The sequence below is a fragment of the Paenibacillus haidiansis genome (assembly GCF_036553665.1).
Classification (GTDB): Bacteria; Bacillota; Bacilli; order Paenibacillales; family Paenibacillaceae; genus Fontibacillus; species Fontibacillus haidiansis.
In genome coordinates this window covers 47,931-67,797 of the sequence record NZ_JAZHPZ010000015.1, presented here as the reverse complement: position 1 = coordinate 67,797, position 19,867 = coordinate 47,931, and the positions used below count along the sequence as shown (strand labels likewise).

General features: G+C 53.2%; 20 protein-coding genes and 1 other annotated feature (1 of these 21 running past the window's edge). Of the genes, 9 read left to right on the top strand and 11 right to left on the bottom strand.

Annotation, left to right across the window (positions count from 1 at the left end; translation table 11 throughout):
* Positions 1–247, bottom strand: a binding site (T-box leader); it reaches 21 nt to the left of the window's first position.
* A gap of 141 nt (positions 248–388) precedes the next feature.
* Together V3851_RS21945 and V3851_RS21940 are read left to right on the top strand one after the other, a co-directional pair.
* Positions 389–1,366 carry an aldose 1-epimerase gene (locus V3851_RS21945; protein ID WP_331848664.1) on the top strand — a complete coding sequence of 326 codons (978 nt, stop codon included), beginning with the start codon at positions 389–391 and terminating at the stop codon, positions 1,364–1,366.
* A gap of 168 nt (positions 1,367–1,534) precedes the next feature.
* A complete protein-coding gene (locus V3851_RS21940; RefSeq protein WP_331848663.1) occupies positions 1,535–1,771 on the top strand; it encodes an alpha/beta-type small acid-soluble spore protein in 237 nt (78 codons plus the stop codon).
* An 80-nt stretch (positions 1,772–1,851) separates the two neighbouring features.
* On the opposite strand, the gene V3851_RS21935 is transcribed toward V3851_RS21940, so the two are convergent.
* From V3851_RS21935 to V3851_RS21925, 3 genes are all read right to left on the bottom strand, one after another.
* Complete coding sequence (locus tag V3851_RS21935; protein ID WP_331848718.1) at positions 1,852–2,259, bottom strand: O-methyltransferase; 408 nt, start codon at positions 2,257–2,259, stop codon at positions 1,852–1,854.
* Between the two features lie 376 nt (positions 2,260–2,635).
* Positions 2,636–3,616: a copper amine oxidase N-terminal domain-containing protein gene (locus V3851_RS21930; protein WP_331848662.1), complete on the bottom strand. Its 981-nt coding sequence runs from the start codon at positions 3,614–3,616 to the stop codon at positions 2,636–2,638.
* A gap of 127 nt (positions 3,617–3,743) precedes the next feature.
* Positions 3,744–5,546, bottom strand: a complete 1,803-nt coding sequence (locus tag V3851_RS21925; protein ID WP_331848661.1) for a M3 family oligoendopeptidase — start codon at positions 5,544–5,546, stop codon at positions 3,744–3,746.
* Positions 5,547–5,647: 101 nt separating this feature from the next.
* Between V3851_RS21925 and V3851_RS21920 the strand changes: the two genes are divergently transcribed.
* Together V3851_RS21920 and V3851_RS21915 are read left to right on the top strand one after the other, a co-directional pair.
* Complete coding sequence (locus tag V3851_RS21920) at positions 5,648–5,815, top strand: YycC family protein (RefSeq protein WP_331848660.1); 168 nt, start codon at positions 5,648–5,650, stop codon at positions 5,813–5,815.
* On the top strand, positions 5,812–6,048 hold the full coding sequence (locus tag V3851_RS21915) for a hypothetical protein (protein WP_331848659.1): 237 nt from the start codon (positions 5,812–5,814) through the stop codon (positions 6,046–6,048). The genes V3851_RS21920 and V3851_RS21915 overlap by 4 nt, the downstream gene beginning before the upstream one ends.
* Positions 6,049–6,085: 37 nt before the next feature.
* Here the strand turns inward: V3851_RS21915 and V3851_RS21910 are convergent, their stop codons facing one another.
* Both V3851_RS21910 and V3851_RS21905 read right to left on the bottom strand, forming a co-directional pair.
* Entirely contained in the window at positions 6,086–6,784 is a 699-nt protein-coding gene (locus V3851_RS21910) for a DUF2225 domain-containing protein (RefSeq protein ID WP_331848658.1), read from the bottom strand.
* 42 nt (positions 6,785–6,826) lie between these two features.
* A complete protein-coding gene (locus V3851_RS21905) occupies positions 6,827–7,210 on the bottom strand; it encodes a globin domain-containing protein (protein WP_331848657.1) in 384 nt (127 codons plus the stop codon).
* A gap of 465 nt (positions 7,211–7,675) precedes the next feature.
* Here V3851_RS21905 and ylbJ point away from each other — a divergent pair, with 465 nt between their 5' ends.
* The 3 genes from ylbJ (at position 7,676) to V3851_RS21890 (ending at position 11,260) form a co-directional block, all read left to right on the top strand.
* Positions 7,676–8,872, top strand: a complete 1,197-nt coding sequence (gene ylbJ, locus V3851_RS21900) for a sporulation integral membrane protein YlbJ (protein WP_414859345.1) — start codon at positions 7,676–7,678, stop codon at positions 8,870–8,872.
* A 68-nt stretch (positions 8,873–8,940) separates the two neighbouring features.
* Positions 8,941–9,744, top strand: a complete 804-nt coding sequence (locus V3851_RS21895) for an NAD kinase (RefSeq protein WP_331848655.1) — start codon at positions 8,941–8,943, stop codon at positions 9,742–9,744.
* Positions 9,745–9,799: 55 nt separating this feature from the next.
* Positions 9,800–11,260: a S41 family peptidase gene (locus V3851_RS21890; protein WP_331848654.1), complete on the top strand. Its 1,461-nt coding sequence runs from the start codon at positions 9,800–9,802 to the stop codon at positions 11,258–11,260.
* 67 nt (positions 11,261–11,327) lie between these two features.
* On the opposite strand, the gene V3851_RS21885 is transcribed toward V3851_RS21890, so the two are convergent.
* The gene (locus V3851_RS21885) at positions 11,328–11,690 is read right to left on the bottom strand and encodes a YutD family protein (protein WP_331848653.1); all 363 of its coding nucleotides are present in this window, start codon (positions 11,688–11,690) and stop codon (positions 11,328–11,330) included.
* Between the two features lie 20 nt (positions 11,691–11,710).
* Positions 11,711–12,610, bottom strand: a complete 900-nt coding sequence (gene lipA, locus V3851_RS21880) for a lipoyl synthase (protein ID WP_331848652.1) — start codon at positions 12,608–12,610, stop codon at positions 11,711–11,713.
* A 207-nt stretch (positions 12,611–12,817) separates the two neighbouring features.
* On the opposite strand from lipA, the gene V3851_RS21875 reads away from it, so the two are divergent.
* The gene (locus tag V3851_RS21875; protein WP_331848651.1) at positions 12,818–13,861 is read left to right on the top strand and encodes a M23 family metallopeptidase; all 1,044 of its coding nucleotides are present in this window, start codon (positions 12,818–12,820) and stop codon (positions 13,859–13,861) included.
* 61 nt (positions 13,862–13,922) lie between these two features.
* Here the strand turns inward: V3851_RS21875 and yunB are convergent, their stop codons facing one another.
* Both yunB and V3851_RS21865 read right to left on the bottom strand, forming a co-directional pair.
* Positions 13,923–14,771, bottom strand: coding sequence for a sporulation protein YunB (gene yunB / locus V3851_RS21870; RefSeq protein ID WP_331848650.1), 849 nt, complete (start codon positions 14,769–14,771; stop codon positions 13,923–13,925).
* Between the two features lie 363 nt (positions 14,772–15,134).
* Complete coding sequence (locus V3851_RS21865) at positions 15,135–17,318, bottom strand: alpha-galactosidase (protein WP_331848649.1); 2,184 nt, start codon at positions 17,316–17,318, stop codon at positions 15,135–15,137.
* 202 nt (positions 17,319–17,520) lie between these two features.
* Here V3851_RS21865 and V3851_RS21860 point away from each other — a divergent pair, with 202 nt between their 5' ends.
* The gene (locus V3851_RS21860) at positions 17,521–18,366 is read left to right on the top strand and encodes an AraC family transcriptional regulator (protein ID WP_331848648.1); all 846 of its coding nucleotides are present in this window, start codon (positions 17,521–17,523) and stop codon (positions 18,364–18,366) included.
* Here the strand turns inward: V3851_RS21860 and V3851_RS21855 are convergent.
* Both V3851_RS21855 and V3851_RS21850 read right to left on the bottom strand, forming a co-directional pair.
* Positions 18,335–18,895: a cysteine hydrolase family protein gene (locus V3851_RS21855; protein ID WP_331848647.1), complete on the bottom strand. Its 561-nt coding sequence runs from the start codon at positions 18,893–18,895 to the stop codon at positions 18,335–18,337. The two genes, V3851_RS21860 and V3851_RS21855, sit on opposite strands and share 32 nt — an antisense overlap.
* Before the next feature lie 119 nt (positions 18,896–19,014).
* Positions 19,015–19,755, bottom strand: coding sequence for an SDR family NAD(P)-dependent oxidoreductase (locus tag V3851_RS21850; protein ID WP_331848646.1), 741 nt, complete (start codon positions 19,753–19,755; stop codon positions 19,015–19,017).
* Between the last annotated feature and the right edge of the window lie 112 nt (positions 19,756–19,867).

Genomic DNA, 19,867 nt, shown 5'->3' with positions numbered 1-19,867 from the left:
TACCACCCTTATTCGCCGGGAAAGAGCTTACGCGGGGCAAAGTGCGCCTCGCCGTTACATTCCTCGGCCTTGATCCTCCGTAACGTGGAGGCGGACGGCCAGCATACTTATAAGGAGAGAGAGCTTCCTCATGTTCCGCCCGGCGCTCCAGGGTCCATTCGGCAAAGGATTTCCTCCGGTTCGCATCATCCACCGGCTTTCTGCAGGAAAGGAGCTTTTGCTTACTTGTCCCTGTCATCGCATTCAGCAAATATTCATCCATTAATATAGGATCATCATATAGTTTCTCAAGGCGCCATGTCAAATCCATTTTTCGTCCCAAAGAAAAAGTGTTATTATAGTCTCAAGCTTAGGGATACGATTATTATGTGGGAAAAGGAGCAACGATATGAAAAAAGTGACCAAAGGGCAATGGAACGGTTACGATACGTATATCTTACATAGCCGCGATCTTGAAGTCACACTGCTACCCCGCCTTGGAAATAATGTCATTAGAATATGGGACCGTATCCGGGAGCGCGATGTGCTTCGCCGTCCGGAGGAAGGCGATCTGGAATTTTATCTGCAAAAGCCTTATCATTTCGGCATTCCGCTGTTGATTCCCCCGGGCCGGATTCGTAAAGGCCAATTTACTTACGCCGGCGAGGAATACCGGTTCGACCGCAACACGGCGAACGATAATCACATTCACGGACTTCACCGCACCCAGGCATGGTGTGTCAGCGACATTGATGAAGACGATGAAGGCTGCGCCATCACAACGGAGTTCAGTACGAAAGACGACCCGAATTGGCTGCGTCAGTATCCGATGCCGCTCAAATTGGAAATGACGCTTCGTCTTCAAGGTTCATCCTTAAAACAAACCTTCAAAATAAGCCACCTCGGCGACCGCCCCGCCCCGTTCGGGCTCGGGCTTCACACCTGGTTCCTGATTGACGGCGAACCGGGGGAGTGGAATCTTAAGTTGCCGGTGGAAGGAATTTATGTTTCCGACGAAGAACTGATCCCTACGGGGGGAACTGCCCCGCTCGGAGAGCTTGAAGCCCTTAACGAGGGCCTCAACTTGCAGGGAACGAATTTCGACACTTTGTTCAAAATCGGCGACCGGCCCGTCCGGGCCGAATTGATGCGCAGCGATGGCTACGGCCTGCATTATTCCGCCGACCCGGCTTACTTTAATCATTGGGTACTTTATACCAAAGGAGAAGCCGGGGAATATCTATGCATCGAACCTTACACTTGGCTGCCGGATGCCCCGAATTCAGGACTTCCCGATTCGGAAACCGGTCTGATTGACCTTAAGCCCGGCCAAAGTCTTGAACTGAACGTGGATCTGGATATAATCTATCCGGCGGACGAAGCCTAGCCGGTAGAAAGCGATAGAGCCCTATTCCGAAAAGCGGAGTAGGGCTCTTTATCATGATTTTAAAATAAGAAATGCAATTATTACCACTGCTCTAGTTTGACGATCATCCGAATATTTTGGGCCTCACAAACCATACTAACATCACAAAGGCCAAAGGAGGTGACAAACATGGCAGGTCAAAACCAAGGCCGCGGTAGCCGCTCTAACAACCTTGTCGTTCCTCAAGCAACTGCTGCACTGCAACAGTTGAAATTTGAAGCCGCACAAGAATTGGGCGTGCAAATCCCGCAAGACGGTTACTACGGGAACTACACTTCCCGCGAAACCGGCTCCCTCGGGGGTTATATCACAAAACGTCTGGTACAATTGGCGGAGCAGCAATTGTCGGGTCGTTCGAACCTGTAATCGGCATTCCCCTATTTAAACTATAGGGAGACAGGCGGTCTGCATCGGCAGGTCGCCTGTCTTTTTGATGCAGGAAACACTTAAATCTCTTGGTATGTATTGGACTTATTCTTCCGCTGATATCGCTGGATCATCAGGTTTGCCATATTATAATTGGATTCCAGGACGGCATCAACGATGATCGTATCCTGCCGCAGCGCAAAATCATAGCTAATTTCGCCATGGGTCCAGTACCGTTTGTACTTCAACGCCTCAATCGCCATGTGCCGGAATGAATTCAGCTGTGTCGCGGACAATCCTTTATCCTCCTCGGACATATGTCCGTTCCTGCCCGCTATCGGATTATGACGGATACCGAATTTGCCGATCGAATTGTTTCGGATTTGGATGAATACGGTGCCCGATGTCATTCCGCTTAGCTCTGTCTCCAACTCTTTAAAAACCATGTCCACTTGTCTGGCGAGTGAAAGCTGCTCGGTATTTAGCATATTCACCCTCCCTTCCCCTATAATCCCCTAATACTAGGGCTTACGTCTGATTATAGGGGATTACTTTTTGACGTTCAACAATATACAACAAAATTGGTTATTTATTACTATATAAAACACTTCTTTTTCCCCTTTTTATTCCAATATTCGTCATGAATATTATTTATTTGACACTCCCTAAGATACATTGCGGATTATCACTTTATTCCTATGTTCAAAAACCGGGATGCCAGCCTCAGCACATCGATTTTTGTAGTGAGCAGTTCTTCTCCTTATCGCGATTTCTTCCGTAGCTTGCCCGCCCCGGACGAGATCTAAGCATGCTCGTTTGGAACAAAAAAGGCCGAAGGATTTATTCCTCCGACCTTGGATTGATTTATTCGGCAGCCTCGTCTTCATAAACGACAACCGTTTGGAATTCCGGTTCCCATACCACCTCTGCTCCCAGGGATTCGCTTACAAACCGTGCAGGGACAAGGGTTGTATTCTGGATGATTTGAGCCGGCGCGTCCAGCGATTTCTCCACGCCATTGACATAGGCTTTCTTGCCGCCAATTTGCAGCACGATTGTAATATCGTCTTTCATTACTGTGATGGTATGACTCTTTTGATTCCAGACCACTTCGGCTTGGAGGGCTTCTGCTATCGTCCGGAATGGAATCAAACTGCTGCCGTTTTGAACGACAGGGTCGGTTTCAAGGGTTTGCTCTTCCCCGTTCACGAACAGCTTCATCCCATGTTTGCCAAGCTTTTCGTAATATTTTCCGAGCTTTTTGTATGCATCCAGGTTTTTCTTGTTGGCTCGGATCGCTTCCTTTTGAACATAAACCGCGTCGGTTACGCTCCCTTGTTGATCCAGCAGACTGGCCGCTTCGGACAATGCGGCGTCGGCTTCAATAATAGCCTCAAGTTTGGCTTTCGCTTCTTCGGTCAATTGGGAGTCGTATTTCGTCAGTAAAATTTCCGCGACAACAGCCCCTGCCGGCTTGTCCTTCACGTTCTCGATGGCGCGAAGCAAGCCTTTATAGCCTTGCCGTCCGTCGATGCCGTATGTGTCCTCGGTTACTGTAGGTTTCCCTTGCTGTTCCTCATTTTTCCGATTCTTATTTTCCTGCTTCTTTTTTTCCTTTGCCTGCTTCTCCAGTTCCTTTTCGCGTTCTTCTTTTTCCTTTTCAATCTGCTTATCTTTTTCCTCTTGCTGCTTTTCGATTTCTTTTTCCGATTTTTCTCTTTCTTTTGCTTGCTGCTCGGCTACTTTGGCGTCCGCTTTATTGGCTTTGTCGTTTTTAGCCATTGCAGGACCGCTTAAACTCATTACTAAGATGCAGGATAAAGCGATCGCCAAGATTTTTTTCATTACATTATGCCTCCTTTATTTATGCCTTTGACATTAATTATCGGAATCGGGTAAGTCATTTTTGTAGAGGAAAACAAAAAAACTGTCCTCCGGCTTCACAGCCAAAGGACAGGTTTATGCTTTTGGTTTATTTGGTCAAATCGAGGAACAGCTTCACATCGTCAACCACGACCGACATTGCTTCCCGCCAGAAGTCCGGCTTGGTCAAATCGGCGTTCAAATGCTTGGCGGCCAATTCTTCGACCGTCATCCGCCCGGTATCCATCAGTAGCGCATCGTACTTGTCGGCAAAACCCGCACCCTCGCGAATTGCGCGCGCGTAAATTCCGGTACTGAACATATATCCGAAAGTGTACGGGAAATTGTAAAACGGAACGTCCGTAATGTAGAAATGCAATTTGGAGGCCCAGAAATGAGGATGGTATCCTCCCAAAGCCCCTTGGTATGCCTCCCGTTGCGCTTCTTCCATCAAATCGCACAGCTCCGCGGCGTCCAGCATCCCTTGTTTCCGCTTATCGTAAAACCGGGTTTCGAACAGGAAGCGGGCATGGATATTCATGAAGAAGGAAATACCGCTTTGCACTTTATCCGCCAGCAGGCTGATCTTTTCCTGCTCGTTCGCCGCGTTTTGCACCAATGCGTCGGCGACGATCATTTCCGCAAAGGTCGATGCCGTTTCGGCAACGTTCATGGCGTAATCCTGGTTGAACTGCGGCAGCTCATCCATCAAATATTGATGATAAGCATGGCCGAGTTCATGCGCCAGCGTCGCCATATTCGATACGGTTCCGCCAAAGGTCATGAAGATCCGCGTCTCCTTGCTGACCGGCAAAGAAGTACAGAATCCGCCAGGACGCTTGCCGGGACGGTCCTCCGCCTCAATCCAGCGCTTATTGAACGCCTGCGCGGCAAAGTCGGCCAGCTTCGGACTGAATTTGCCGAACTGCTTGACGATTTCCCGGGCGGCCTGATCATAAGTTATCTTGCCGGTCGCTTCGCCCAGAGGAGCATCCACATCGCTCCAATTCAGCTTCTCGAGGCCGAGCAGCTTCGCTTTACGTTCCAAATACGAGACGAAGATCGGCTTGGATTCTTCGATAACTTGCCACATTGCATCCAGGGTTTGCCGCGACATCCGGTTGATCTCCAGCGGTTCTTTCAACACATCGTGCCAGCCGCGCTTTTCATACAATTTAAGTCTGAAGCCGGCCAACCGGTTCAGCGTGTCGGCGCAGTAGTCGGCAACGTTCCCCCACGCCTCTTCCCATTTCGCGAATGCCGCGTCGCGGACGCTCCGGTCCGGATCGTCCAGCTTGTTGGCCGCCTGTCCGACGGACAACTGTTTGATCTCCCCGTTCGCTTCGGTAAACGGAACGCTTACTTTGGCGACGATCGTATCATAATGCTGGCTCCAGCCATGATATCCCTCCACGGCAAGCTCGGCGGCCAGACTTTCCAGCTCGGGGGCCAGCTTCTCCTTAGCGGCATGGCGCTTCTCGCTCAGCACGAAAGAGATGGGCGAGATGTCGGCCCGCTCCATCCAGACCTCCCATACGGCATCTTCCGTCTTCCGCAGCACATTTTGAAACAGGGTCATCACATTTTCAAACGCCGCCCGAAGCGAGGTGACTTTGGCCGCAAGCTGCACCGCTTTTTTGTCGTGCTGATCCTGCGCGGTTAAACAACCGACGAAGCTGTCGGCTTCAATCAGCCGGGCGGCCGACGACTGCAAGTCCGCGATGATTTTATCATAAGCTTTCGTTTCTTCGCTGTTCGTCGGAGCCGCTGCTTGCTTCAGACTTTCGTTCAGCCCCGAGAGATCCGCTCCCAACCGGTCAAGGAAAGACCGGAAAGCCTCCGAAGATGAGCCCCCCGGAAAAATCGATTCGAGCTCCCAGGTTGGGGTAGCCGGATTCTTTAATTGTTCCATCTATTTTCATCCTTTCTTGTCCGCCATATTGATACCTGACGGAATAAAAGTGTATAACTATAAGTACATGTTCGATTCCATAATACTAGGAGGTTATCTGTATGCCGCTGCAAATCTCGCCGGAAACGGCAATCAAACTGGCTGCGGAACTAAAGGTGCCCATCGAGCATCTTATGCATATGCCACAACATATATTACTCCAAAAAATCGCGGAGCTGGCCAAGAAAGAAGCCGGGGAACCGACCGCCAAGCCGGACGAGACCCCATGATCCCTTTCGAGAGAACGCTGCCTTACGATATTATTATGGGCGATGTATATGTGCTCGAATGCCCGTTTTGCCACAGCAATAATGTTCTGCTTCCCATTAAACCGCAGGATATAAAAAATGCCCGCGAAGGCAAAAAAAAGCTGCTCGTTTTCCCCTGCTGCGGGAACAAGGTCACGATCCTCGACAGCGATGCCGATTATTTGCTGACCGATACTATTTTGCGCAAATCTTAATTTTTCAACACTTAGCAATGAAACAGCGGGGTTGGATTCAACCCCGCATTTCTTCAGGCAATTCCTGTCCCCCGTTCAACATTTCCTCGCGAACGGCCGCCCACTGCTCCCGGCAGGCCCGGATCATCGCCGCATCCATAATCCGCTTGTCGTTAATGACGCGGGAGAACCATTTAACGGCCTCATTGTAATTCCCGGTCCGGCGGTGAAGCTCGCCGATCAGATACATGAGCCGGGCATCGCTTCCCTGCGAATCTTCGAGCTCGTAGACGCGAATATAAGATTCAAGGGAAAATTTTAAAAATCGCTGCTCCTGCTCGCGGTTTTCCCGGTAACGGTAAAGCCAGGCAATGTGCTGCAGAAGGCTTGCGACGATCCGCTCCTTTTCCCCGATCGTTTGGGCGCACAGCAAGCCGAGCTTGTACGCTTCCAGCGCGGTTTCCCAGTCCCGATGGCCGCCGTAGTCCCGCTGGACGAATTTGCTGCCGATCCCCTCATAAAACTTGGTTCGCTGCATGTCGCTGAGCCGGGGATTGAAATTTTCCGTGGAGGCGAAGCCGCAGTAAGGGCACACCCGCACCACATAAAAATCCGGGTTCTCGGCCCGGTAATATCCGCAGAAATCCGTGTCCGTCCGCACCGCCCGTTTAAAGCTCGGCCGAACACGCGAAGTCGAGAAGGTCTGCTCGCAATTGCCGCATGTCACTTTGATCTGGTATAGAGGTTCCAATTCCACTAGACTAACTTCCTTTCGTATCCGCCCTAAATTAAGTTCAAATCATTCTTCAGTAGTATTGACGAAATGAAAAGCAGGGCCCGATAAACGCTGAAGCACAGCCTCGCGGAGCGGAAGATCGATCCCGATCTCCTCCAGTGCCTCAGACATGCAGCCTAACCAGGCTTCCGCCCGTTCCGGGGTAACCGGAAAAGGAAGATGGCGCGCCCGCATCATCGGATGTCCATGCGCCTCCGAATATAAAGCGGGACCGCCGAAAAATTGCGTCAGAAACATATACTGTTTCTCCATGACCGGAGTAATGTCCTCGGGAAACAGCGGGCCGAGCAGCGGATGAGCCTGAACCTTCGGATAAAAGGCTTCCACCAGACGCCGAATCGCCGTGGCTCCACCCAAATTGTCGTACACGCTTAAGCTTGGATTCACAGGTCATCTCCATCTTTCTCAAGTTGTAGTTCAAATCGGATTGCAACTGTACCTTATTATACCAGAATTATACCAGAAACACGGCAAAAAAATAAAAGCCCCGAAACGGGGCTTTCATGTATCAGGTAACCTCTTGCAGTGAGGGATATTCAATAGCTGCGCCAATCCTCTTCACCGGAATGGACGAGAGAAGCGCGAATGACGTACACGAAGGCGCATACGAGAACACCGGCGACAATACTCATTTTCAACACTCCATCCGTTAGCGATTTTGTAGTTCTATTTTATCATATAGAAGCGAAAAATACAGCCCCATTTGTAACCGCTTTCTTTGTTTTTTTGTGCTGTTTGTCCCTTTCGATTCATACACTTCATTATGATCCTTGTGGAGGCGCTGCTATGAATCCGAAACATCGCTCAAGCACATTTGTGCTTGTCATCGCCATATTGGCATTGGCGGTCCTCATGCTGCGGTTCCCCCGGGCCTCTTGGGAAGCCGGCGTCAGAGGGCTCGCCATCTGGTGGGACGTGCTGTTCCCGTCCCTGTTTCCGTTCTTCGTCATCTCCGAAGTCATGCTCGGCTTCGGGATCGTACATTTTCTCGGCAAGCTGCTTGATCCGTTGATGAAACCGCTGTTCCGCATCCCGGGAAGCGGCGGCTTCGTCATGGCTATGGGCTTCGCCTCCGGATATCCCGTCAGCGCCAAGCTGACGACCAAGCTTAGAGAAGAGCGGCTCGTGAGCCGCGAGGAGGGCGAGCGCCTGGTCGCCTTCACGACCTCGTCGGATCCGATCTTTCTGATCGGCGCCGTGTCCGTCGGCTTCTTCGGCAATCCCAAGCTCGCCGGCGCACTGGCCGTCGCCCATTACGGCAGCGCTCTGCTCGTCGGCGTTCTGATGCGCTTTTACGGCGCCAAAGCCGCACCTTCCACCGCGGAGACAGGCGCCCCGGATTCCGCGCCCTGCCCGGGGCCTGAGGCCGCCCCTCGGTTCAGCCTGCGGGCGGCGGTCAAGGCGATGCATGAAGCCCGCATGCTGGACGGGCGCGGGCTCGGCGAGCTGCTCGGCCAGGCGATCGCCTCCTCGCTGAAGCTTATGACCGTCGTCGGCGGGCTGGTCGTGTTCTTCTCCGTAATGCTGGAAGTGCTGACGGCTTCCCGGGTCATAGACGTTCTGCATAGCGGAGTCCGCCTCTTGCTGCCGGCTCTGGCGCTGCCTCCCGAGCTCGCCGATTCACTGGTCGGCGGCCTCTTTGAAGTGACGCTCGGCGCCAAAGCGTCAGCCGCCCCGCAAGGGGTGCCGCTGATGTTCAAGGCCGCCGCAGCGGCCTTCATCCTGTCTTGGGGAGGACTGTCGGTCCACGCCCAGGTCGCCAGCATCCTAAACGGAGCGGACCTGCGTTATTTTCCCTTTTTGATTGCGCGAATCATTCACGCTTTTTTATCCTCCATCATTCTGCTGCTGCTGTGGCGGCCGCTAATGGGATCGGTGCCCGCTTTTGTTCCGGAAGCTCTGGAGATTGGATCCCATCGGGGATGGGGCGCGGTTCCCGGCATGTTCACCCTGTTTCTGATCATTGCCGCATCACTGGTTATTTTATCGCTGCTTGCCGTAATCATTCATCGGATCGTCGTTTATATAAAGAAAAAGACTGAAAAATGAAACATTGTGTTCTGTTTCAGAATTGATTATGATCGTTACATAAAGGAAAAATAAAGGAGCCTGTCATCTTGAGATACTACGTTCTGGACCGCGGAGATCAACTGTCCGTTGATTTAAGCGAATCCTTCCACAAACTTGCGGCCGAGCAGGGGCTGCAGCTTGATGCCGAATCCCCGGATATCGTCGTATCCATCGGCGGAGACGGCACGATGCTTCATGCCTTCCACAGCTTTATCGACCGGATCCCGTCGATCGCGTTCGTCGGCGTGCATACGGGCCACCTCGGCTTCTATGCCGATTGGCGGGCGGATGAAATTCCGGAATTGATCCAAATGATGTGCAGACATAATGATGAAGGAACATTGAAGCCGCGAATTGTCCGCTACCCGCTCGTCGATCTGGAAATCCGCAAAAAATCGGGCACCTCGTCCTATGTTTGCCTGAATGAGTTTACGCTCAAAAGCGTTGACGGAACGGTCGTGGCTCAAGTTGACATCAATGATCATTTATTTGAAATGTTCCGCGGCGACGGCATTTGCGTATCCACTCCATCCGGCAGTACGGCCTACAACAAAAGCCTGGGCGGAGCCATGATCCACCCTTCGATCGAGGCGCTGCAAATCTCGGAAATCGCTTCGATCAACAATCGCGTGTTCCGGACGATGGGCTCGTCCCTGGTACTGCCGAAGCATCATCACTGCGATATCTATTCCAGAAAAGAACAAAATTTGATGCTTACGATCGATCATCTTAATCTGCCCGTGGATGACCTCATTTCGGTCCGCTGTCAGGTAGCCGTGCAGAAAATCAGCTTTGTCCGGTACCGGCCTTTCCCTTTCTGGAACCGGGTCCGCAACGCCTTCTTGGGTTAGATGTGATGGGGCTATGTACTAAAAGGGCTAAACTAAATAAAGAAGAGGACCAGCTATGATGAAATTAAGCAAATTGTGCAAAAAAGCACTCGTCCCGCTGCTCGCCTTCCCGCTGCTTCTCCAGCCGGACGCGGCGAGAGCGGCGGAAAGCAATGCCGGCGCCGAATTGACGCAGCAAGCTTCCGAGCTGCAGGCGTTTCAGGAAGTGCTCGATTATTTGGAGATGTATAATATCGAAGGTGTAGAGAAAGATGTGTTTCTGGAAAATGCGATTCGCGGAATGGTATACTCGCTCGACGATCCATACAGCGACTATTATACCGCCGAGGAATTGAAGGATTTCGAGGACGGCGTCAACCAGGAATATGTCGGCATCGGCGTAACCCTTCGATTTACGGGCAACAAACTGTATGTTACCGATGTCCTTCCGGATTCGCCGGCAAGCGCCGCCGGACTGAAAAAGGGCGATATCATCGCCAAAGTGGACGGCGACCCGGTAGTAAGCGGCGAGGACATTCTTAAAATTCAGGGTGAGGAACACACGAAGGTGACATTAAATATCACCCGCGGCGGCAGCAGCATGACGATCCCCGTCGAGCGCGCCCACTTCTCCCTGCCTGCGGTCACGGGAAGCTATTTCTCCTCGGGGCGGATCGGCTACATCGCGATATCTTCCTTCTCCGATACGGCGGATATGGAGTTTGCTCTCGAATTGGACAAGCTTCGCGGTCAAGGGATGAGATCGCTCGTGCTCGATCTCAGGGATAATCTGGGCGGGTACGTGGATGTAGCAGCAAATATCGCCTCGTATTTTATGGAAAGCGGCACTCTGATGTATACTGCGGACCAAAGCGGGGAGCTGGAGGCGGTGACCGTTTCCGACGGACAGGACATCGGCATGCCGGTCGTCATCCTGACCAACGAGCTGACGGCAAGCGCCTCCGAGATTTTGACCGGCGCCCTGCATGACAACGGGATCGCCACGGTCGTAGGCGCGCAAACCTACGGCAAGGCCCGGATTCAAAATGTGTTCACGCTCTCCAACGGCAGCTCGTTGAAGCTCACGGTGTTGCGCTACCTGACGCCGAACATGATCGACTTCAACCATGTCGGCTTGAAGCCGGATATCGAAGTGATCAACAATCCTACGGCCCAGCTGATTACCGGCTTGTACAAAGCGGGTGCGCGCAGCATGGAACTGAAGGGAAGCGCCGCTTCCTTAAGCCTCAACGGAGTCGCTTTCAGCGGATACGTCGATACGTTCCAAAGCGGTAACAATGTATATGTACCTTCCCGCATTCTCGCCGCCATGATCAAAGCGGACACCACCTGGACATCCTCGAACCAGAAGCTGACTATAACGAACAGCAGCGGCGTTCAGGGAGGCTTTACGATCGCGGCCAATACGGTCAAGCTCGTAGACGGCGAAGCATATGTCGAAATGCACGAATTCCAGAAGAAATTCCCTGAATTGAAATGGAGCTACAATCAAGGAACCATTACCTTGACCCGGTAGCATAGCATTCAGCACTTATACCATATCCGGTAATCCGGAAGGCCATTATTCAAAAAACGGTTCCCGATCAAGATTCGGGAACCGTTTTTTCTTCGCCGGCATGTTTGGCGTGGCCATGATGTTCTTTGCCGTGCTCTCTATGATGTTCTTTATGATTTTCTTTCACCTTTTGCAAAACAAAGTATTTGCATCCGAAATTACAGTATTCGTTAATGTAATCCGTAATGCCGGAGTAAGCCGTATCCCGGTTCGCCTTCGGATGATTGTCGCGCAGAAAGCCCTTGAGCCGCAGCTTCTCGTATCCCCAATCTCCGATAATATAGTCGTACCGGTCCAGCACCTCGCTGTATCTCTGCTTAAATGCCTCGGGATCCCAGGCATCCTTATAGTTTTGAATCAGCTCGTACGTTCTGTTTCCGATTTGAATCAATGACCCAACCTCCTTGGCCGCTATGTTGAAGCGGTGATGCCGTCTTTATGTCTTTTTGCCGATTTGACCTGCTCATGGGCATGGTACGAACTGCGGACCAGCGGCCCCGACTCGACGTGGCTGAAGCCGCGCTTCAGGCCTTCGGCTTTGAGCTCCGCAAATTGTTCCGGTGTATAGTATTTCTCCACGCGCAAATGCTGCGGCGAAGGCTGCAAATATTGACCGATCGTCAAAATATCGCAATCCACCGCGCGGAGATCGTCCATGGCCTGCAAAATTTCTTCCCATTCTTCTCCTACTCCGAGCATGATGCTCGATTTGGTAGGAATATCCGGCTTCATCGCCTTGGCCCGGTACAAGAGTTCCAGGGAACGGCGGTATTTGGCCTTCGCCCGGACCCGGTCGGACAGGCGTTCGACGGTTTCGATATTGTGATTCAAGATATCCGGTTTCGCTTCCATCACAATCCGCAGCGAATCTTCATTGCCGAGGAAATCGGGAATCAATACTTCCACCGAACACAGCGGCAAACGGGAACGTAGCGCCGAAATCGTCGCCGCGAAAATTGCGGCGCCTCCGTCCTGTAGATCATCCCGGGCCACGCTGGTGACGACGCAGTGGTTCAGGTTCATCTTGACGGCGGCCTCGGCTACCCGGTTCGGTTCTTCGAGATCCAATTCGGTCGGCATGCCGGTATTCACCGCGCAAAAGCGGCAAGCCCGGGTGCAGGTTTCGCCCAAAATCATAAAAGTGGCGGTACGGTTGGCCCAACATTCATATATATTCGGGCAGCGCGCTTCTTCGCAAACGGTATGGAGCGTTTTGGAGCGCATCATATTTTTGATGTCCTGATAATTGTCTCCGGTGGTCAGCTTAATTCGAATCCAGTCCGGTTTAGGTTCGCTAACGGGTTTTGACAAGTCCGAAACCTTCCTTCTCGTGGAATAAGCTATAGCGCCATTTATTATACCATGAATGGTCTGGAAATACCTACTTTATAAGTCAAATTTAAAATTTATAAGCACTAACTTATCCGGATGAAATCGATTCTAAAAATGGAATAAAAACACAGAATTTGTCTCAACCTAAGGGACAGCCATCCCAACCGAAGGAAGGAGAGCTTAACCTTGAGATCTTTTGGCATATCCGGGAGGAAAGTCGTACACTGCCTTATCAGCATCATCGCGCTCGCTTCGCTGACGACGGTTCCCGGCTTCGGCGCGGCTAGCGCCCGGGCCCCGAGAACTCCGGTGTCATCCTCGGGCAAAAGCATACACGAACAGCGGTACAGCCTGTACCGGGAAACGGGGATGCTTACGCAGATTCCGTGGTATTGGCTCGCTGCGGTGGATCAATATGAACGGACGGTCACTCCGCGAAAAAAAGCGGAAAAGACCAAGAAGCGGCTCATCGGCCTAAACTTCAAGGAGGCTGTCTGGGCTGGCCCGCTGAACCCCAATCCCGCCGATACGGTTCCGGCGACGATCGGGCTGTTCGGCGGCCTCGGCAAAGACGCCACCGCCGACGGCGCGGCCGATCCCGACAACGACCGGGATGCGCTGTTTACACTTGCGTCGTATATCGGCAGTTTCGGTTACGAAGAAGAGGATTTCCGAATCGCCCTGTGGCGGTATTATCAGAACGATTCCGCCGTGACGCGAATCCGCCAGTTTGCGAAAATCTACAAAACCTACGGCAAGGTCGATCTCTTGGAGAACGCTTTTCCGCTGCCCGTAAGCAGTACATACACTTACCGCGACACTTGGGGCGACCGGCGCGGGTGGGGCGGTCTGCGGACCCACGAGGGAACGGACATCTTCGCCTCCTATGGCGTTCCCGTCCGCAGCGTTTGCTACGGCATTGTTGAAACGAAAGGCTGGAATCCGTACGGCGGCTGGCGCATCGGCATCCGCGATTTGAACAACCGCTACCATTATTACGCGCACCTGCAAGGCTACGCGAAAAACATCGAAATCGGCGATACCATCGAGCCGGGCAAAACGATCGGCTGGGTCGGCAGCAGCGGATACGGCCCGCCCGGAACGCAGGGCAGATTTCCGCCCCACCTGCACTACGGCATTTACCGGGATACCGGAGCGGCGGAATGGGCTTTTGATCCGTATCCCCTGCTCAAACAGTGGGAACAGGCGGACCACGGAAAGAAACAGTGATCGTTTATGAAGACAAGGCCGCTCCCGAAGCGCAAGCAAAGCACTTCGTGAGCGGCCGTATTCATTCCGCCGGTTTGCCGGTCGGCTCCGTATCCGGTTCCTGCCCGTGTTCCTCTTCCCCGGAGGCTCCATTTCGGCCTTGTTCCGTTGTTTCTGCTTCGGATGGTTCCGCCGTTCCGGACACCGGGGGCAGCGCGATATTGGGCGCGCCGGCCTGTTCCCCGACCGGATTGCCTTTGCTGTCGTAATAATACATCGGAACATCGCCGACGACCAGCAGATACGAAACGGGAATTTCCGTCTCCACGGCCTGCGGCTCCATATCAAAAGGCACGACGACGGCCAGTTCCGTCCGCACGCGCAAATAAACCTCGACCAGAATATTGTTGATTCCCGCATCCTGTCTTCGCGTGTTCAGATCGACCTTCACATCGCCTTTAGGCTCGATCTTTATAGGAATTTCCGGACCGAAGGAGGCGATAATCGGGCTGCCGAGCGCCTGGCCGAGCGGGATATGCTCCGACAGCCGGGAAACCTCGTCGAGCGTAGATCTGACCGTATGGATCGTATCGGAAGTAATTCGCATATGCGCCGAATAATTGAGCATAAAACCCGTGATTTTCCCGTTATCGTCGGTTTTCCAGTCAATCAGGTTTCCGACCTGCTGTTCGTTGGCCACCTGGGAGGTGATCGCCTCATTGATCGATTCCGTAGCGATCTGCTTGACCCGAATCTTCGCCAGATGCATAATCGGCTCTCTCATATGGCGCTCCACATATTGAAAAAACTGAAAGACTGCAATAAATACGATAATCAGGGCGATAAACCATAATTTCCGCCTGCTTATCGTTCCTCTCCGTCTGATCTGCCATCTCCTTCTGCGGCTGCGAAATCCCCTTCTGAACCGCATCGCTTCATCCCCCCTGCCCTGTCCGCGGCGGAGCTTCTATACAAGTTATGCGGGACAAAGCGAAAAAAGAAGAAGGTGTGCAAAGGGTAGGTACTGCACTGGTCCATCGTTCAAGCGCGGGAAGCCGCATAACTAACTGCATAATCTACAGTTATTTTGGTGCTCAGGCGCCTCTTTACCGAAATAACGGGAAAACCTGCAGCTAATTTCCGGCTTTGCGTCCCTTTTGTCCGGAACAGGCGGAAATAACTGCAGGTTATCCATTTAATTTTCTGTAACTATGATTATCGAGAAAAATAACTGTAGGAAATACAGCTAGTTCATCATGGCAATGACTATCCTACCGTTGAAGCCCGCCAAGTTTTATCGCTGAACCGCCGTCAATCTGAACGACGTGCTGGCATAATCGCCTTTGAGCTCGGGGACGACCAGACCGTGCTGCATCAGGCGGTCGCCGGACCATACGGAGCCGGAGCCGGCACTGCCGCTATCCATATCCGGGCCTTCCACGCGATAATCGAAGTCCGGATTCAGGCCGTTAAATTTCAGCCGCTTCTCCGCCGCATGCGGCTCGGCAAGCACCCGGAAATAGAAGGCGAGCGCTTCCTTGCCGTCCGCCGAGACGAACATCCAGGCCGATTCGTTGCCTTCAAACGGGCTGAGCAGCCGGTACAAATCGCCCTGCTGCACCAGCGAGCGGATCTCTTTGTACATCTTCACCTGCGCTTTGACGATTTCCTTCTCTTCCTCCGTGAACTTGGTCAAATCCAGCTCATAGCCGAAATTGCCGGACATCGCCACATCGCCGCGCATTTTCAGCGGAGTCATCCGGTGCACCTGATGGTTCGGCACTGCGGACACATGCGCGCCGATCGTGCTGACCGGATAGACGAGGCTGGTTCCGTACTGGATTTTCAGGCGTTCCACCGCATCGGTATCGTCGCTGGTCCAAGTTTGCGGCATGTAATAGAGCATCCCGGGATCGAACCGGCCGCCGCCGCTGGAGCAGCTCTCGAACAGAATGTCCGGGAAGGCGGTCACCAGCCGCTCAAGCAGTTCGTACAGGCCGAGGATATGACGGTGGGCGATTTCCGACTGATGCTCCGGCCCGGCCGCCGCCGAGCCGACTTCCGTCAGGAAGCGGTTCATATCCCATTTGATATAGGAAATCGGCACTGTACCGAATATTCCACTCAGCGTGTCGAATATATAATCGCGCACCTCGGCCCGTGAATAGTCCAGCACAAGCTGCCATCTCTGTTCCGTTCTGCGCCGCCCTTCCACATGGATGCACCAGTCGGGATGGGCCCGGTACAAATCGCTGTCCGGCGAAATCATCTCCGGTTCGACCCACAGGCCGAACTTCATGTCCAGCGCCCGGACCCGGTCGGCCAAATCCTTCAGCCCGCCCGGCAATTTCCGCAAGTCGGGAGTCCAGTCGCCGAGGGAAGAGCGGTCATTGTCCCGCTTGCCGAACCATCCGTCGTCAAGAACCATAAGCTCGATACCCAGCTCCGCCCCGGCCTTGGCGATCTCCTCGATTTTGTCCGTCGTGAAGTCGAAATACGTGCCTTCCCAATTGTTGACCAGGATCGGCCGCTCGCGGTCGCGGTGAACCCCGCGGCACAGCCGCGTGCGGTACAGGCGGTGATATGTCCGCGACATCTCACCAAGCCCGCTTGCCGAATACACCATCACGGCCTCCGGCGTCTGGAACGTCTCCCCGGGCGCAAGCACCCAGGTGAAATCGAACGGATTCAGCCCGATGGAGAGCCGGGTCGACCCGAAGGAGTCCACTTCCGCTTCGGCGGCGAAGTTGCCGCTGTATACAAAGCTAAGGCCGTAAACTTCGCCTTGATTCTCATCCGTTCCCGGCGTCGCCAGGGCGACGAACGGATTCAGCTGATGGCTGCTCGCGCCGCGGCGGCTCTCGATCATCGTCCCGCCGGGGCCGAGCGGACGGCGCTGGATATGCGCTTCCCGCGACCAGGCTCCGGCCAGATAGATCATTTCATAATCCGAGCGGGGCAAATCCACGCTCGCGCTAAGCGCCCGCAAGAGCTGCAGCGTGCCTTCGCCTTGATTCTCGAACCGGACCGACCGCGCCACCGCGTCGGAATCCCGGAATACGCTGTAGCTCAGCTTCACGACCAGCCCGCTGTACGCATCCTTGAGCGTAAGCTCCAGCGTTTCCGCTTCGTCTTCGCTTTCCGTATATACCGCGGGCAGCCCTTCCAGCGCCTGTTTCCCGCTGAAAATCCGGTGCCCCTGGTACACCAGCTCCGTGATTCTCGACCCGTCCGCAAGCCGGACCTGGTACGCCGGATGGCGGAAATCCCCGGAGCCGTATTGCGGGTATTCCTGCGGCAGCCGGTCCAGCCAAAGACTGCCTCCGAGATTGATCAGGCTCTGCGGATGCTCTTCCATGCGCAGCTTTTTCCCCCAATAGGCATGGGCTGGGTAACCGTTGACAATTTGCAAGATGTAACTCATATGCTCCGATTGAAGATGAAATATTCCCTCGGCTTCATAGTAACGAATGGTCATTGCGTAAATCCCCTTTTTCAAAAATCAGTTTTAATAGCGCTTTCTTTCATATTAAATCCCCGAGCTACCGCAGTAAATGGAACGGCACTATATAAATATGTCATAATGATTGATAACTTGGAATTTATCAAGGATTTTTCCGCAATAATATGTTACCGTACTTGATAATGGGGTTTTACTAATCAGCGGAGGGTTAAGAATAATGATTGAATATTTAGCCGGGAATCCGGCGTTTCGGGATCTGCACATTACCCAATACGGTATGGAGCAGTGCGCGCCTCTGCACGATTACGGGCCGGCCGTAAGGGACCATTATCTCATTCATTTCATTCTTTCGGGCCGGGGCATCTTCGAAACGGGAAGCCGCGTCTACCGGCTGGAACAAGGACAAGCCTTCCTGATCTCCCCCGGGGTTGTCACTTACTACCGGGCCGATCCCGAAGATCCCTGGAAATACGGCTGGGCCGGCTTCCAAGGGATCCTGGCGGAGAATCATCTGCGCGAAGCGGGGCTGACGATGGATTCGCCCATTCTGGACGGCATCAGCCCGATGCTGGTCGAGAGCTGCATCCGGCAAATGCATGAATCGAGAGAGATGCGGAACGGCCGCGATTTGAAGCTGACGGCCCTGCTCTACACACTGTTCTCCCACATGGCCGAAAAAAATCCGGCCGAACCCTTCGCATCTCCGAAAGGCGGCCGGCATGATATGTATGTGCAGAAGGTAACCGATTTTATCGTTACGAATTACGCGAATAAAATCAGTATCGCCCAGATCGCCGATTTCGTCGGCCTGGACCGCAGCTACCTCTGCGCGGTATTCAAAGCGCGGACCGGCTCCAGCATACAGGAATACCTGATCCGCTTCCGTATGAACAAAGCGTGCCGGCTTATGGGCAACAGCCTGCTGTCGATCGGCGATATCGCCAGATCGGTCGGCTATGAGGACCCGCTGCTCTTTTCCAAAATGTTTAAGAAAGAAATGGGCCTGTCCCCGCGGCAGTACCGCTTAAACTCTAGCGGACCGTCGCCCCGAGCGAACCTTTGAAATGCCTCAGGGCCCAAGCATGACCTTCCTGGTCAAAGCTTGCCACCGCTCCTTCATGAATTACCAGGCTGAAGCCTTTATTGTAGGCGTCCACCGCCGTATGCAGCACGCAGATATCCGTGCATACGCCGACGAGATGCAGCTCGGTGATTCCCCTTGCGCGGAGCTGAAGCTCCAGATCGGTTCCGGCAAAGGCGCTGTACCGCGTTTTGTCCATCCAATAGACATTCGCTTCCGTGCTGTGCGCCTGATATAATCCCTCCAATGCGCCGTACAACCGGCGCCCTTCCGTTCCTTCAATATTGTGGGGCGGGAACAATTTCGTTTCGGGGTGGAGGGTATCCCCCATCTTGTGCAGGTCGACGGCAAAAACGACATACTCGCCGTTTTGAATAAATTCCCGCGTGATCCGCACGATGTCCTCTTCGATCGCCTGCCCGGGTTCCCCGCAGGTTAAAGCGCCGTCCGCCGCGACAAAATCATGCGTATAATCGATGTTGATTAAAGCCCGTTTGAATTCGTTCGTCATTAGCGATTCCTCCTCCGATTTACTAACCATATTATCACAACAAAAAGAAAAGACTGAAACGAACCCGCGAATTTACCGGTTCCGTTCCAATCTTTCGGACAGCGAAGAAGTCGTTTGATTTATTGCGCCGTATAGCCCCCGTCGACCAATAACGAGGTCCCTGTCGTGAAATCATTCTCGCACAAGAACACGATCGCATGCGCGATCTCCTCCGGCTTGCCGAGTCTGCCGATCGGATGCCTTGCAACGAGTCCGTCATAGAAGTCGCCCAGCGCTTCCTTGTTCACCATCCCCGACTCGACATACCCCGGGCAGATGGCGTTGACCCGGATATTTTTGTCGGCATATTCCAGGGCCAGCGATTTGGTCATGAGATTCACGGCGCCTTTGGATGCATTATACGCGAAAGCGCCGGCCTCCCCGACATGCCCCAGAATAGACGCCGTGTTGACAATGGAGCCGCCGCCCGTTTTCAGCATTTCGCGGATCGCATATTTGGCACCGTAAAATACCCCGTTCTGATTGATCGTAATTACTTTGTTGTAGTCTTCAAAAGAAAGTTCATGCGTAGCGGACAAAATGCCGACCCCTGCATTGTTGACGATAATGTCCAGCTTGCCGTATTTTTTGACCGTTTCAGCAACAAGGCTTTCGACCGATTTCTCATCCGCGACATTGACCAGGATGAACGTCACGTCCCCCTTGCCTTGCAGCTCCTGCTCCTTCGCTTTTCCCGCTTGCTCGTTATAGTCGGCGATAACCACCTTGGCGCCTTTGGCGATAAACGCCTCCACCGTAGCCAGCCCGATGCCCGAAGCCCCGCCGGTTACGATCGCCACTTTGTTTTGTAATTGGGTCATTTACGGAATTCCTCCTCGAAGTAACTGGTGATTTTTCCGTTATATTCTCCCCAACCCAGGGCGATGCAATACCCGCGCACCGGCAGCGGCGGCGAAATTCCGGCTCTCATAA